Here is a 15773-nt window from a genome sequence, read left to right as displayed (position 1 = left end):
AAATAAAAAAGGCTGCCCGAGGGCAGCCTTCTTGCGTTCGGCTACTGCAGCTTACTTGCGGTCCTTCAGGGCAACGAGGTCGCGCTTTTGCTCGCCGGTGTACAGCTGGCGCGGACGGCCGATCTTGTACGGGCTGGAGAGCATTTCTTTCCAGTGCGAGATCCAGCCCACGGTACGTGCCAGGGCGAAGATCACGGTGAACATGCTGGTCGGAATGCCGATTGCCTTGAGGATGATCCCCGAGTAGAAGTCGACGTTCGGGTACAGCGAGCGCTCGATGAAATACGGATCGGTGAGGGCGATCTCTTCCAGGCGCATGGCCAGTTCCAGCTGCGGGTCGTTCTTGATGCCCAGCTCGCGCAGGACTTCGTCGCAGGTCTGCTTCATCACGGTGGCGCGCGGGTCGCGGTTCTTGTACACGCGATGACCGAAGCCCATCAGCTTGAACGGGTCGTTCTTGTCCTTGGCCTTGGCGATGAATTTGTCGATGTTCGAAACATCACCGATTTCATCGAGCATGGTCAGTACGGCTTCGTTCGCACCGCCGTGGGCCGGGCCCCACAATGCAGCGATACCGGCGGCGATACAGGCGAACGGGTTGGCACCCGACGAGCCGGCCAGGCGCACGGTGGAGGTGGAGGCGTTCTGCTCGTGGTCGGCGTGGAGGATGAAGATCCGGTCCATTGCCTTGGCCAGCACCGGGCTGATCGGTTTGATCTCGCACGGGGTGTTGAACATCATGTGCAGGAAGTTTTCCGCGTACGACAGGTCGTTGCGCGGGTACATCATCGGCTGGCCCATGGAGTACTTGTAAACCATCGCGGCCAGGGTCGGCATCTTGGCGACCAGGCGCACCGCGGAAATTTCGCGGTGTTGCGGGTTATTGATGTCCAGGGAGTCGTGATAGAACGCCGACAGGGCGCCGACTACGCCGCACATCACTGCCATGGGGTGAGCGTCGCGGCGGAAGCCGTTGAAGAAGGTCTTCAACTGCTCGTGAACCATGGTGTGGTTCTTGACGGTGCTGACGAACTGGGCCTTTTGCTCGGCATTCGGCAGTTCGCCATTGAGCAGCAGGTAGCAGGTTTCGAGGTAGTCGGACTGTTCGGCGAGTTGCTCGATCGGGTAGCCGCGGTGCAGCAGGATACCTTTGTCGCCGTCAATATAGGTGATCTTCGACTCGCACGAGGCAGTCGCCATGAAACCTGGGTCGAAGGTGAAGTGACCAGTGGCCCCTAACCCGCGGACGTCGATTACATCAGGACCAACGGTGCCGGTTAAAATGGGCAGCTCGACGGGGGCAGCGCCCTCGATGACCAACTGCGCTTTTTTGTCAGCCATGTGGCCTCCTATTAATGCTTGAAATCATCAGACAGACCCCCCACGCAGGGCCCGCACCACTATAGAGGGATAAATTCAGATGTCAATTTGCCTAAAGGCTTGTTGAATCAAGCATTCAAGCCTGATTTTTCCCGAAATTCTCGCCCATTTACGCCTTTTGTTCATTAAAGGCAATGCGCTATTTGGGCTACCCCGTCACGTTGTCATAAGCAGCCTAACTGTCTATACTCGGCACCCGACCGCCAGGGGCTTGCAAGCCCGAACTGCTGGGGGTCGCCGTTCCCTGGGTGGTGGGTACCTGACCAGTACACTTACCAACAACTTTGCCCTGATTCGCTAGGGGCTCTTCAGTGTGAAAAAAGCCGTGAAAAGCCAACGACCTGTAAACCTAGACCTAAGGACCATCAAGCTCCCCGTCACTGCGTACACGTCCATTCTGCACCGTATCTCCGGCGTCATCCTGTTCATCGGCCTTGCCATCATGCTTTATGCACTGGGCAAGTCGCTGGGTTCCGAGGAAGGCTTCGGTGAGGTGAAGGCGTGTCTGACCAGCCCGCTGGCCAAGTTCGTGACCTGGGGTCTGCTGTCCGCCCTGCTTTATCACCTCGTGGCAGGTGTTCGACACCTGATCATGGACATGGGTATCGGTGAGACGCTGGAAGGCGGCAAGCTGGGCTCGAAAATCGTGATCGTCATCTCCGTGGTGCTGATCGTTCTGGTGGGAGTTTGGGTATGGTAACCAATGTCACGAACCTGTCGCGTTCGGGCCTCTATGACTGGATGGCGCAGCGCGTTTCTGCGGTCGTTCTCGCGGCTTACTTCCTCTTCCTGATCGGCTACGTGGTCGCCCACCCAGGCATCGACTACACCCAGTGGCATGGTCTGTTCTCCAACAACGCGATGCGGATCTTCAGTCTGCTGGCCCTCGTTGCCCTGGGCGCTCACGCCTGGGTCGGCATGTGGACCATTGCAACCGACTACCTGACGCCTATGTCGTTCGGCAAGTCGGCAACTGCGATTCGTTTCCTGTTCCAGGCGGTATGCGGCGTTGCGATGTTCGCTTACTTCGTCTGGGGTGTGCAGATTCTCTGGGGTATCTGATCCATGGCTAGCATTCCAACCATTTCCTTCGACGCCATCATCATCGGTGGCGGCGGCGCCGGCATGCGCGCAGCGCTGCAACTGGCTCAAGGCGGCCACAAGACTGCCGTAGTCACCAAGGTCTTCCCGACCCGTTCGCACACCGTATCCGCCCAGGGCGGCATCACCTGCGCCATCGCTTCGGCCGACCCGAACGACGACTGGCGCTGGCACATGTACGATACCGTCAAGGGTTCCGACTACATCGGTGACCAGGACGCTATCGAATACATGTGTCAGGAAGGCCCGGCTGCGGTCTTCGAGCTGGATCACATGGGTCTGCCGTTCTCGCGCACCGAAACCGGCCGCATCTACCAGCGCCCGTTCGGCGGTCAGTCCAAGGACTTCGGTAAAGGTGGTCAGGCCGCCCGTACCTGTGCCGCTTCGGACCGTACCGGTCACGCGCTGCTGCACACCCTGTACCAGGGCAACCTGAAAGCTGGCACCACGTTCCTCAACGAGTACTACGCAGTTGACCTGGTGAAAAACCAGGACGGCGCATTCGTTGGTGTGATCGCCATCTGCATCGAAACCGGCGAAACCCTGTACATCAAGTCCAAGGCCACCGTGCTGGCCACTGGCGGTGCGGGCCGTATCTACGCTTCCACCACCAACGCCCTGATCAACACCGGTGACGGTATCGGCATGGCCCTGCGTGCAGGCGTGCCGGTGCAGGACATCGAAATGTGGCAGTTCCACCCGACCGGTATCGCCGGCGCTGGTGTACTGGTCACCGAGGGTTGCCGCGGTGAAGGTGGCTACCTGATCAACGCCCACGGCGAGCGCTTCATGGAGCGTTACGCGCCGAACGCCAAAGACCTGGCCGGCCGCGACGTGGTTGCCCGTTCCATGGTCAAGGAAATCATCGCCGGCAACGGCGTGGGCCCGAACAAGGACCACGTACTGCTGAAGCTGGACCACCTGGGCGAGGAAGTGCTGCACAGCCGCCTGCCAGGTATCTGCGAGCTGTCCAAGACCTTCGCCCACGTCGACCCTGTGGTCGCGCCGGTGCCGGTCGTGCCGACCTGCCACTACATGATGGGCGGCGTTGCCACCAACATTCATGGCCAGGCCATCACCATGGACGCCGACGGCCAGGATCACATCATCCCGGGCCTGTTCGCCGTAGGTGAAGTGGCGTGCGTATCGGTTCACGGTGCCAACCGCCTGGGCGGCAACTCGCTGCTCGACCTGGTGGTGTTCGGCCGTGCTGCCGGCCTGCACCTGGAGAAGGCGCTGAGCGAAGGCGTGGAATACCGCGACGCCAGCGACACCGACGTCGATGTTGCCCTGAACCGCCTGAACAAGCTCAACGAGCGTACCAGCGGTGAAGACGTTGCCAGCCTGAAGCGCGAGCTGCAGAGCTGCATGCAGAACTACTTCGGTGTATTCCGTACTGGCGAATACATGCAGAAGGGTATCGAGCAGCTGGCCGGTCTGCGTGACCGTATCGCCAACGTCAAGATCAACGACAAGTCCCAGGCCTTCAACACCGCGCGTATCGAAGCGCTGGAGCTGCAGAACCTGCTGGAAGTCGCCGAAGCTACCGCCATCGCGGCCGAAGCCCGTAAAGAGTCCCGCGGTGCTCACGCCCGTGAAGACTTCGAAGACCGTGACGACGAAAACTGGCTGTGCCACACCCTGTACTACCCGGGTGAGAAGCGCGTTGCCAAGCGCGGCGTCAACTTTGCGCCGAAGACTGTTCCAGCCTTCGAACCAAAAGTCCGGACTTACTAAGGGTGGCTGCTATGTTGAAAGTCGAAGTTTATCGTTACAACCCGGACACCGACTCGGCGCCGAAAATGGAGTCCTTCGACGTCGATACCGGCGGCAAGGACCTGATGGTGCTGGATGTATTGGCACTGATCAAGGAAAAGGACGAGGGTTTCTCGTATCGTCGCTCCTGCCGTGAAGGCGTCTGCGGTTCCGATGGCATGAACATGAACGGCAAGAACGGCCTGGCCTGCATCACCCCGTTGTCGGCGGTGGTGAAGGGCGGCAAGCTGGTTCTGCGTCCGCTGCCAGGCCTGCCAGTCATTCGTGACCTGGTGGTCGATATGAGCATCTTCTACAAGCAGTACGAGAAGGTGAAGCCGTTCCTGCAGAACGACACCCCGGCACCGGCCATCGAGCGCCTGCAGTCGCCGGAAGACCGTGACAAGCTGGACGGCCTGTACGAGTGCATCCTGTGCGCTTGCTGCTCGACTTCCTGCCCGTCGTTCTGGTGGAACCCGGACAAGTTCCTGGGCCCGGCAGCACTGCTGCAAGCTTACCGCTTCCTTGCCGACAGCCGCGATACCAAGACTCAGGAGCGCCTGGCGTCCCTGGATGACCCGTTCAGCGTATTCCGCTGCCGCGGGATCATGAACTGCGTAAACGTTTGCCCGAAAGGTCTCAACCCGACCAAGGCAATCGGTCACGTACGTAACATGCTGCTGCAAAGCGGCACCTGATACAAAGTGTTGTACCTGCAATAAGCCGAGGTGCGGGTGGTGAGCCCGCACTGAGGTAAAACCCGAACAAGGGCCCACAAAGCCCGCGTTCATTACCTATGAAGATATGAGACCAGCAGGGGCTTTCCGGGCTGGTACCCGGAAAATCAGCAGGATCCAGGTGGCGTGGTTCAGTCGCTGTTTTCGGACTTTTCCAGGTTTGCTGTGGCTCTCGCCGATCAGTCCCCTAATCGAGGGTGACCAAGCATGCAAGAAAGCGTGATGCAGCGCATGTGGGATAGCGCCCACCTTTCAGGTGGTAACGCTGCATATGTGGAAGAGCTCTACGAGCTCTACCTGCACGACCCTAACGCTGTGCCAGAAGAGTGGCGCACTTACTTCCAGAAGTTGCCAGCCGACGGCAGCACCGCTACTGATGTATCGCACTCGACAATCCGCGACCATTTCGTACTGCTGGCAAAGAACCAGCGCCGCGCCCAACCGGTTTCCGCCGGGAGCGTGAGCAGTGAACACGAGAAGAAGCAGGTTGAAGTTCTGCGACTGATCCAGGCCTATCGTATGCGCGGCCATCAGGCTGCCAAGCTCGACCCGTTGGGGTTGTGGCAGCGCCCTGCGCCAGTAGACCTGTCGATCAATCACTACGGCTTGACCAATGCCGATCTTGATACGACCTTCCGTGCCGGCGACCTGTTCATCGGCAAAGAGGAGGCGAGCCTACGCGACATCTTCGATGCACTCCAGAAGACATATTGTCGCACCATTGGCGCCGAATTCACCCACATCGTCGATTCCGAGCAGCGCAGCTGGTTCCAGCAGCGCCTTGAAAGCGTGCGCGGCCGTCCGGAGTTTTCCGCTGACGTGCAGGCCCACCTGCTTGAGCGCGTGACCGCCGGTGAGGGCCTGGAAAAGTACCTGGGCACCAAGTACCCGGGCACCAAGCGTTTCGGCCTTGAAGGCGGCGAGAGCCTGATTCCGATGCTGGATGAAATGATCCAGCGTTCCGGCTCTTACGGCGCCAAGGAGGTCGTGATCGGCATGGCCCACCGTGGCCGCCTGAACGTGCTGGTGAACACCTTCGGCAAGAACCCGCGCGAGCTGTTCGACGAGTTCGAAGGCAAGAAGATGAACGAGCTGGGCTCCGGTGACGTGAAGTATCACCAGGGCTTCTCCTCGAACGTGATGACCCCGGGTGGCGAAGTGCACCTGGCCATGGCGTTCAACCCGTCCCACCTGGAAATCGTTTCGCCGGTGGTCGAGGGTTCGGTGCGCGCCCGTCAGGACCGCCGCAACGACACCGTTGGCGACAAGGTGCTGCCGATCTCGATCCACGGCGACGCTGCGTTCGCTGGCCAGGGCGTGGTCATGGAAACCTTCCAGATGTCGCAGACCCGCGGTTTCAAGACCGGCGGAACCGTGCACATCGTGATCAACAACCAGGTTGGTTTCACCATCAGCAACCCGCTGGATGCGCGCTCCACCGAGTACGCGACCGACGTTGCCAAGATGATCCAGGCACCGATCCTGCACGTGAACGGCGATGACCCGGAAGCCGTGCTGTTCGTCACCCAGCTGGCCATCGACTATCGCATGCAGTTCAAGCGTGACGTGGTCATCGACCTGGTCTGCTACCGTCGCCGTGGCCACAACGAGGCTGACGAGCCTAACGGCACCCAGCCGCTGATGTACCAGCAAATCAGCAAGCAGCGCACTACCCGTGAGCTGTATGCCGAGCAACTGATCCAGGCCGGTCGCATCGACGCCGAGCGCGCTCAGGCCAAAATCGACGAGTACCGCAACGCGCTGGACAATGGCCTGCACGTGGTGAAGAGCCTGGTCAAGGAGCCGAACCGCGAGCTGTTCGTCGACTGGCGTCCGTACCTGGGCCATGCCTGGACCGCGCGTCACGACACCCGTTTCGACCTCAAGACCCTGCAGGATCTGTCGGCCAAGCTGCTCGAGCTGCCGGAAGGTTTCGTGGTCCAGCGTCAGGTGTCGAAGATCTACGAAGACCGTCAGAAGATGCAGGCCGGTGGCTTGCCGATCAACTGGGGTTATGCAGAGACCATGGCTTACGCCACCCTGCAGTTCGAAGGTCACCCGATCCGCATGACCGGCCAGGACATCGGCCGTGGCACCTTCTCGCACCGTCACGCGGTGCTGCACAACCAGAAGGACGCCAGCACCTACATTCCGTTGCAGAACCTGTTCCCGGGCCAGCCACGTTTCGACCTGTACGATTCGTTCCTGTCCGAGGAGGCGGTACTGGCCTTCGAATACGGCTACTCCACCACCATGCCGAACGCGCTGGTGATCTGGGAAGCCCAGTTCGGCGACTTCGCCAACGGTGCGCAAGTGGTGATCGACCAGTTCATCACCAGCGGTGAGCACAAGTGGGGTCGCCTGTGCGGTCTGACCATGCTGCTGCCACACGGCTATGAAGGGCAGGGGCCGGAGCACTCCTCCGCGCGTCTGGAGCGTTACCTTCAGCTGTGCGCCGAGCACAACATCCAGGTCTGCGTACCGACTACGCCAGCACAGATTTACCACCTGCTGCGTCGCCAGGTGATCCGCCCGCTGCGCAAGCCGCTGGTAGTCCTGACGCCGAAGTCGCTGCTGCGCCACAAACTGGCCATCTCGACTCTGGAAGACCTGGCAGAAGGCTCGTTCCAGACTGTGATCCCGGAAATCGACGCAATCGATCCGGCCAAGGTCGAGCGTCTGGTGCTGTGCAGCGGCAAGGTCTACTACGACCTGCTGGAAAAGCGCCGTGCCGAAGGCCGCGAAGACATTGCCATCCTGCGTATCGAGCAGCTGTATCCGTTCCCTGAGGACGATCTGGTCGAAATCCTCGCGCCTTACACCAACCTCAAGCATGCGGTCTGGTGTCAGGAAGAGCCGATGAACCAGGGCGCCTGGTACAGCAGCCAGCACCACATGCGCCGTATCCTGGGCCGCCACAACAAGGCACTGACCCTGGAATACGCCGGTCGCGACGCTTCTGCCGCGCCAGCCTGTGGTTACGCTTCGAAGCACGTCGAACAGCAGGAAAAACTGCTGCAAGACGCCTTCACTGTCTAACGCCTTCGCGCACCTGAAACCGAATTTAAGGAAACACAGATAATGGCTATCGAGATCAAAGCCCCAACCTTCCCGGAATCGGTTGCCGACGGCACCGTTGCCACCTGGCACAAGAAGCCGGGCGAAGCCGTCAAGCGTGACGAGCTGATCGTCGACATCGAGACTGACAAGGTTGTCCTGGAAGTACTGGCTACTGCCGATGGCGTGCTGGGTGACATCGTCAAGGGCGAGGGCGACACCGTCCTGTCCGACGAACTGCTGGGTTCGATCGTTGAAGGCGGTGCTGCCGCAGCACCAGCCGCGGCAGCCGCTCCTGCTGCTGCTCCGGCCGCTGCTGCCGCTGACGCCGGCGAAGATGACCCGATCGCTGCCCCGGCCGCGCGCAAGCTGGCTGAAGAAAACGGCATCGACCTGGCTACCGTGGCAGGTACCGGTAAAGGCGGTCGCGTCACCAAGGAAGACGTGGTTGCTGCTGTTGCCAACAAGAAGTCGGCACCTGCCGCTGCACCGGCTGCCAAGCCTGCCGCTGCTGCCGCTGCCCCGGTTGTCGTCGCCGCTGGCGACCGTACCGAGAAGCGCGTGCCGATGACCCGCCTGCGTGCCAAGATCGCCGAGCGTCTGGTCGAAGCCCAGTCCAACATGGCGATGCTGACCACCTTCAACGAAGTGGACATGACCGAAGTCATGGCCCTGCGCTCGAAGTACAAGGACCTGTTCGAGAAGACCCACAATGGCGTGCGCCTGGGCTTCATGTCGTTCTTCGTCAAGGCTGCTACCGAAGCGCTGAAGCGCTTCCCGGCCGTGAACGCCTCGATCGACGGCAACGACATCGTCTACCACGGCTTCGCCGACGTCGGTGTTGCCGTGTCCAGCGACCGTGGCCTGGTGGTGCCGGTGCTGCGTAACGCCGAGTCGATGAGCCTGGCTGAAATCGAGAACGGCATCGCTACCTTCGGCAAGAAGGCCCGTGACGGCAAACTGGCCATCGAAGAAATGACCGGTGGCACCTTCACCATCACCAACGGTGGTACCTTCGGTTCGATGATGTCGACCCCGATCGTCAACCCGCCGCAGGCCGCCATTCTCGGCATGCACAACATCATCCAGCGCCCGATGGCCATCAACGGCCAGGTCGTGATTCGCCCGATGATGTACCTGGCGCTGTCGTACGATCACCGCCTGATCGACGGCAAGGAAGCGGTAACCTTCCTGGTCACTATCAAGAACCTGCTGGAAGATCCGTCCCGCCTGCTGCTGGACATCTAATCGCGCAGCTGTAAGCTGCAAGCCGCAAGCTTCAAGCTGAAGCCTGCTGGTCTTGCGGCTTGCAGCTTGCCGCTTGAAGCTAAAAAGGAATCTTTTATGACCCAGAAATTCGACGTAGTGGTGATTGGTGCAGGTCCTGGCGGCTATGTAGCTGCCATCAAGGCTGCCCAACTTGGTCTGAAGACTGCCTGTATCGAGAAGTACACCGACGCCGAGGGCAAGCTGGCCCTGGGCGGCACCTGCCTGAACGTAGGTTGCATTCCTTCCAAGGCGCTGCTGGACAGCTCCTGGAAGTACAAGGAAGCCAAAGAGAGCTTCAACGTCCACGGTATCTCCACTGGCGAAGTGAAGATGGACGTCGCCGCGATGGTTGGCCGCAAGGCTGGCATCGTCAAGAACCTGACCGGTGGCGTTGCCACCCTGTTCAAGGCCAACGGCGTTACTTCGATCCAGGGCCACGGCAAGCTGCTGGCTGGCAAGAAGGTCGAAGTCACCAAGGCTGACGGCACCACCGAAATCATCGAAGCCGAGAACGTGATCCTGGCTTCCGGCTCGCGCCCGATCGACATTCCGCCGGCTCCGGTCGACCAGAACGTCATCGTCGACTCCACCGGCGCCCTGGAATTCCAGGCCGTACCGAAGCGCCTGGGCGTTATCGGTGCAGGCGTGATCGGCCTGGAGCTGGGCTCGGTATGGGCTCGCCTGGGTGCTGAAGTCACCGTGCTGGAAGCCCTGGACACCTTCCTGATGGCTGCCGACACCGCCGTGTCGAAAGAAGCCCAGAAGACCCTGACCAAGCAAGGCCTGGACATCAAGCTGGGCGCTCGCGTCACCGGCTCGAAAGTCAACGGCAATGAAGTCGAAGTGACCTACACCAACGCCGAAGGCGAGCAGAAGATCACCTTCGACAAGCTGATTGTCGCAGTCGGCCGTCGCCCGGTGACCACCGATCTGCTGGCTTCCGACAGCGGCGTGAACATCGACGAGCGTGGTTACATCTTCGTCGACGATTACTGCGCCACCAGCGTTCCGGGCGTGTACGCCATCGGTGACGTGGTACGCGGCATGATGCTGGCCCACAAGGCTTCGGAAGAGGGCATCATGGTCGTCGAGCGCATCAAGGGCCACAAGGCCCAGATGAACTACGACCTGATCCCGTCGGTCATCTACACCCACCCGGAAATCGCGTGGGTCGGCAAGACCGAACAGGCCTTGAAGGCCGAGGGCGTTGAGGTTAACGTGGGCACCTTCCCGTTCGCGGCCAGCGGCCGTGCGATGGCTGCCAACGACACCGGTGGTTTCGTCAAGGTCATCGCCGATGCCAAGACCGACCGCGTTCTGGGTGTTCACGTGATTGGCCCATCGGCTGCCGAACTGGTGCAGCAGGGCGCAATCGCAATGGAATTCGGCACCAGTGCCGAGGATCTGGGCATGATGGTCTTCAGCCATCCAACCCTGTCCGAAGCGTTGCATGAAGCAGCGCTGGCGGTGAATGGCGGCGCCATTCACGTGGCCAACCGTAAGAAGCGTTAATTATAAGAAACCACGGCGGGCTGCCCGTCGTGAGTCTTGCGTGCATGACTCACCGCGGAAAGTCCGCCGGACCGGATCACACGGGAAACCCGGGGTCAACGGTCACAGGTGGTGCGGCGCCACTGATGGCGCAGCGCCGAAGCGCAGTACCTAACGAAGACGGTAAAAAGCATGAATCTTCACGAGTATCAGGGTAAGCAGCTGTTCGCTGAATACGGCCTGCCAGTTTCCAAGGGTTTCGCAGTCGATACCCCTGAGCAAGCTGCAGAAGCCTGCGACAAGATCGGCGGGAACGAGTGGGTTGTAAAGGCCCAGGTTCACGCGGGTGGTCGCGGTAAAGCGGGCGGCGTAAAGCTGGTGCGCAGCAAGGAAGACGCCAAGGCGTTCGCTGCACAGTGGTTGGGCAAGAATCTGGTTACCTACCAGACCGATGCCAACGGTCAACCCGTCTCCAAGATTCTGGTCGAATCCTGCACTGACATCGCCAAAGAGCTGTACCTGGGCGCTGTAGTCGATCGTTCGAGCCGCCGTATCGTGTTCATGGCTTCCACCGAAGGTGGCGTGGACATCGAGAAAGTCGCTCACGAAACGCCTGAGAAAATCCTCAAGGCCACCATCGACCCACTGGTCGGCGCTCAGCCGTTCCAGGGTCGCGAGCTGGCATTCCAGCTGGGCCTGGAAGGCAAGCAAGTTCAACAGTTCGCCAAGATCTTCGTTGGCCTGGCCAAGCTGTTCAAGGACCACGACCTGGCGCTGCTGGAAGTGAACCCGCTGGTGATCAAGGCCGATGGCGACCTGCACTGCCTCGATGCCAAGATCAACATCGACGCCAACGCCATGTACCGTCAGCCGAAGCTGAAAACCTTCCACGACCCGTCGCAGGACGATGCCCGTGAAGCCCACGCTGCCAAGTTCGAACTGAACTACGTTGCCCTTGAAGGCAACATCGGCTGCATGGTCAACGGTGCCGGCCTGGCCATGGGTACCATGGACATCGTCAACCTGCACGGCGGCAAGCCGGCCAACTTCCTTGACGTTGGCGGTGGTGCTACCAAAGAGCGCGTAACCGAAGCGTTCAAGATCATTCTGTCCGACAGCAATGTCGCGGCCGTTCTGGTCAACATCTTCGGCGGCATCGTTCGCTGCGACATGATTGCCGAAGGCATCATTGGTGCAGTGAAAGAAGTCGGCGTCAAAGTTCCGGTCGTCGTTCGCCTCGAAGGCAACAACGCCGAACTGGGCGCTAAAGTACTGGCAGAAAGCGGTTTGAACATCATTGCGGCAACCAGCCTGACCGACGCTGCTCAACAAGTTGTCAAAGCTGCGGAGGGCAAGTAATGAGCGTCCTGATCAATAAAGACACCAAAGTCATCTGCCAGGGCTTCACCGGCTCGCAGGGTACTTTCCACTCCGAACAGGCCATTGCCTACGGCACCAAGATGGTCGGCGGCGTAACCCCAGGCAAGGGTGGCACCACCCACCTGGGCCTGCCGGTGTTCAACACCGTCAAGGAAGCCGTGGAAGCGACCGGCGCTGACGCTTCGGTCATCTATGTACCGGCTCCGTTCTGCAAAGACTCGATCCTGGAAGCGGCCTTCGGCGGCATCAAGCTGATCGTCTGCATCACCGAAGGCATTCCTACCCTGGACATGCTGGATGCCAAGGTCAAGTGCGACGAGCTGGGCGTTACCCTGATCGGCCCTAACTGCCCAGGTGTCATCACCCCGGGCGAGTGCAAGATCGGCATCATGCCAGGCCACATCCACCTGCCAGGCAAGGTCGGTATCGTTTCGCGTTCCGGCACCCTGACCTATGAAGCTGTGAAGCAGACCACCGACGCCGGCTTCGGCCAGTCGACCTGTGTCGGCATCGGCGGTGACCCGATCCCGGGCTCCAACTTCATCGACATCCTGAAGCTGTTCCAGGAAGACCCGAAGACCGAAGCGATCGTCATGATCGGTGAGATCGGCGGTTCGGCTGAAGAAGAAGCCGCGGCCTACATCAAGGCCCACGTCACCAAGCCTGTCGTTTCCTACATCGCCGGTGTTACTGCACCTGCGGGCAAGCGCATGGGCCACGCTGGCGCCATCATCTCCGGCGGCAAGGGTACTGCGGACGAGAAGTTCGCCGCCCTGCAGGACGCGGGTGTGAAGACCGTGCGTTCCCTGGCTGACATTGGCAAGGCCCTGGCCGAGCTGACTGGCTGGGAAGCCAAGAAGTAATACTGCTACACCCCCCACGCGCACAGAGGCCACCTTCGGGTGGCCTTTGTCGTATGTGGGGTTCGTAGGAGCGGGTTTACCCGCGAAGAGGCCGGTGCTGGCAATAGAGATTCTTCGATAGGTTTAATAGGAATTTTCACGCAGACGAATGTTTCAATCCGAGGATAATACTTGCCGTCCTCGGTCACACAGACGACAAACATGTACGCACATCGGACAAGCAGCACTGTGCCAGTGCGTTTGACTGACAAACCAGTTACATTACGCGTTCACTCTGTGCCCGTACCCCAAAAGGGAACGACACGCTAAACGGGTCTGGCCTATCAAGCCGGGCAGCATTTCCCCTTACCCAAAGGGAAATCCCCTCTCGAATCCCGATTTCAGCAGTGTGGTACTACCTTAAATGAAAGTTCTCAAAGGCCAGGATATCCTGGCGCTTGGCTTTATGACGTTTGCGCTTTTCGTGGGTGCAGGCAATATCATCTTCCCGCCTATCGTCGGTCTGCAGTCTGGCCCGCACGTCTGGATGGCGGCCTTGGGCTTCCTGGTCACTGCCGTGGGCCTGCCGGTCATCACCGTTGTCGCCTTGGCCAAGGTCGGTGGTGGCATGGATGCACTGAGCAGCCCGATCGGCAAGTTCTTCGGCGGCCTGCTGGCGGCTGTGTGCTACCTGTCGGTCGGCCCGCTGTTCGCCACCCCGCGTACGGCGACCGTGTCGTTCGAAGTAGGCGTTGCACCGCTGACCGGTGAAAGCCCGCTGGCGCTGTTCATCTACAGCCTGGTGTACTTCATCGTCGTGCTGGCCGTGTCCATGTACCCTGGCAAGTTGCTCGACACCGTGGGCCGCTTCCTGGCGCCGTTGAAGATCATTGCCCTGGCGGTGCTGGGTATCGCTGCCTTCGCGTTGCCCGCCGGTACCATTGGTGAAGCACAGCCTGCCTATGCCGCCGCTGCGTTCTCCAAGGGCTTCTCCGATGGCTACCTGACCATGGATACCCTGGGTGCCCTGGTGTTCGGTATCGTCATTGTCAATGCCATTCGTTCGCGCGGTGTCGAGTCGCCGAGGCTGATCACCCGCTACGCCATCATCGCCGGCCTGATCGCCGGTGTCGGGCTGGCCCTGGTCTACATCAGCCTGTTCCGCCTGGGTGCCACCAGCCACGACATTGCCGCTGACGCCACCAACGGTGCGGCGGTGCTGCATGCCTACGTACAGCACACCTTCGGTTCGCTGGGCAGCGGCTTCCTGGCCGTGCTGATCGCGCTGGCCTGCCTGGTGACTGCGGTTGGTCTGACCTGTGCCTGTGCCGAGTACTTCAGCCAGATCCTGCCGCTGTCGTACCGCGCGCTGGTGGTGATCCTCGCCGGCTTCTCGCTGCTGATCTCCAACCTTGGCCTGACCAAGTTGATCATGTTCTCGATCCCGGTGCTCACCGCCATCTATCCGCCGTGCATCGTGGTGGTCGGTCTGAGCTTCGTCAAAGACCTGTGGAACTCGCCAACGCGCATCCTGGCACCCGTGATGCTGGTCTCGCTGCTGTTCGGCATGGTCGATGCGATCAAGGGCAGTAGCCTTGCCCACATGTTGCCAGACTTCATGGCGCACCTGCCATTGAGTGATGCCGGTATGGCTTGGCTGGTACCGTCGGTGGTGACCCTGGTGGGTGCCGTGGCCTGCGACCGCATGCTCGGCAAGCCGCGCGAGGCGTTGGCCTGACCGTACAAGTCGAAGCCTGAGGGCGGCACCGGCCACAAGCCGTAGGGTGCGCGCCAAGGGTGAAAACAAGAGAGCCCCGTATCCGAAAGGATGCGGGGCTTTTCGTTGGTTGCCTGTTGCGGTCTCTTCGCAGCAGGTCAGGCATTTTTCACTGTGCAGGTGTGCCTTTTGCCGCTTGCCAGCGTCGAAATCCGGTCCCTATCCTTTAGGCACATGGCCCTTTCGGGAACCCTGCATGAACTTCATCCAAAGCAACCTCAACAACCTGCTGGCCATCGCCTGGTTCGCCCTTTGCTGGGGTGGCTATACCCGCTATGCGATCTGGAAGGGGCGCGACACCGCGTGCCTGGCCAGTGTGCTGCACCTGTACCGTGAAGACTGGATGCGCCGCATGTTGCTGCGCGACAACCGCATCGCCGATGCCAGCGTGATCGGTAACCTGGAGCGCAACGCCTCGTTCTTTGCCTCCAGCACCCTGATCATTCTGGCTGGCATCCTCACCGTGCTCGGTGCCTCCGACCGGGCACTGTCGTTGCTGGCCGACCTGCCGCTGGTTCAGCAAACATCCCAAGGCATGTCGGAGATCAAGCTGCTGTGCCTGGCCATGGTATTTGTCTATGCCTTCTTCACGTTCAGCTGGTGCATGCGCCAATACAACTTTGCCGCCGTGCTGGTGGGCTCGGCGCCGATGATCGGCGAACGGCTGGTCAACGAGCTGGAGCGCAAGGCGTTCGCTTCACGGGCGGCGCGGGTATTGTCGTTGGCGGCTAACCAGTTCAACCTGGGGCTGCGTTCTTATTACTTCGGAATGGCCATGTTGAGCTGGTTCATCAGCCCATGGTTGTTCATGGCGATGAGTGTGGGAGTAGTGCTGATTCTGTACCGTCGAGAGTTCCATTCGGATGTACTCGATGTGATGGTGTTCACACCGACCGAAAGTGTATTGTCGGAGCCTGCCAAGGAAAGCTCCGTAGCCTCTAACTGAAACGATTAATCGAAACTTTGCAGGCACAAAAAAACCCG

The 15773-nt window shown here is 60.3% G+C and carries 12 protein-coding genes; 11 read left to right on the top strand and 1 reads right to left on the bottom strand.

Annotated features, from left to right (window positions below; translation table 11 throughout):
- Positions 1–51: 51 nt before the first annotated feature.
- Positions 52–1341: a citrate synthase gene (gltA, locus tag ACF8GF_RS11905; RefSeq protein WP_021784847.1), complete on the bottom strand. Its 1290-nt coding sequence runs from the start codon at positions 1339–1341 to the stop codon at positions 52–54.
- Positions 1342–1693: 352 nt separating this feature from the next.
- On the opposite strand from gltA, the gene sdhC reads away from it, so the two are divergent.
- The 11 genes from sdhC (at position 1694) to ACF8GF_RS11850 (ending at position 15735) form a co-directional block, all read left to right on the top strand.
- Complete coding sequence (gene sdhC / locus ACF8GF_RS11900) at positions 1694–2080, top strand: succinate dehydrogenase, cytochrome b556 subunit (RefSeq protein WP_008091902.1); 387 nt, start codon at positions 1694–1696, stop codon at positions 2078–2080.
- Positions 2074–2442 carry a succinate dehydrogenase, hydrophobic membrane anchor protein gene (gene sdhD / locus ACF8GF_RS11895; RefSeq protein WP_003254214.1) on the top strand — a complete coding sequence of 123 codons (369 nt, stop codon included), beginning with the start codon at positions 2074–2076 and terminating at the stop codon, positions 2440–2442. Before sdhC ends, sdhD begins: the two co-directional genes overlap by 7 nt.
- Before the next feature lie 3 nt (positions 2443–2445).
- The gene (gene sdhA, locus ACF8GF_RS11890; RefSeq protein WP_003254213.1) at positions 2446–4218 is read left to right on the top strand and encodes a succinate dehydrogenase flavoprotein subunit; all 1773 of its coding nucleotides are present in this window, start codon (positions 2446–2448) and stop codon (positions 4216–4218) included.
- Positions 4219–4229: 11 nt separating this feature from the next.
- Positions 4230–4934, top strand: coding sequence for a succinate dehydrogenase iron-sulfur subunit (locus tag ACF8GF_RS11885; RefSeq protein ID WP_003254212.1), 705 nt, complete (start codon positions 4230–4232; stop codon positions 4932–4934).
- A gap of 246 nt (positions 4935–5180) precedes the next feature.
- Positions 5181–8012 (top strand): 2-oxoglutarate dehydrogenase E1 component, encoded by a 2832-nt coding sequence (locus tag ACF8GF_RS11880; RefSeq protein ID WP_021784848.1) that lies wholly within the window; start codon positions 5181–5183, stop codon positions 8010–8012.
- A gap of 42 nt (positions 8013–8054) precedes the next feature.
- A complete protein-coding gene (gene odhB / locus ACF8GF_RS11875; RefSeq protein ID WP_021784849.1) occupies positions 8055–9278 on the top strand; it encodes a 2-oxoglutarate dehydrogenase complex dihydrolipoyllysine-residue succinyltransferase in 1224 nt (407 codons plus the stop codon).
- 96 nt (positions 9279–9374) lie between these two features.
- Complete coding sequence (gene lpdA / locus ACF8GF_RS11870; RefSeq protein WP_392487675.1) at positions 9375–10811, top strand: dihydrolipoyl dehydrogenase; 1437 nt, start codon at positions 9375–9377, stop codon at positions 10809–10811.
- Positions 10812–10982: 171 nt separating this feature from the next.
- Complete coding sequence (sucC, locus tag ACF8GF_RS11865) at positions 10983–12149, top strand: ADP-forming succinate--CoA ligase subunit beta (RefSeq protein WP_003254205.1); 1167 nt, start codon at positions 10983–10985, stop codon at positions 12147–12149.
- Entirely contained in the window at positions 12149–13033 is an 885-nt protein-coding gene (gene sucD, locus ACF8GF_RS11860; protein ID WP_003254203.1) for a succinate--CoA ligase subunit alpha, read from the top strand. Before sucC ends, sucD begins: the two co-directional genes overlap by 1 nt.
- 403 nt (positions 13034–13436) lie before the next feature.
- On the top strand, positions 13437–14750 hold the full coding sequence (brnQ, locus tag ACF8GF_RS11855; RefSeq protein ID WP_176682172.1) for a branched-chain amino acid transport system II carrier protein: 1314 nt from the start codon (positions 13437–13439) through the stop codon (positions 14748–14750).
- 235 nt (positions 14751–14985) lie between these two features.
- A complete protein-coding gene (locus ACF8GF_RS11850; RefSeq protein ID WP_176682173.1) occupies positions 14986–15735 on the top strand; it encodes a DUF599 domain-containing protein in 750 nt (249 codons plus the stop codon).
- The last annotated feature ends 38 nt before the right edge of the window (positions 15736–15773 follow it).

Source organism: Pseudomonas sp. yb_5, from assembly GCF_043103865.1.
Lineage (GTDB): Bacteria > Pseudomonadota > Gammaproteobacteria > Pseudomonadales > Pseudomonadaceae > Aquipseudomonas > Aquipseudomonas putida_Y.
Note: the sequence above shows the minus strand (reverse complement) of the source record. Positions and strands in the feature narration are given on the sequence as shown.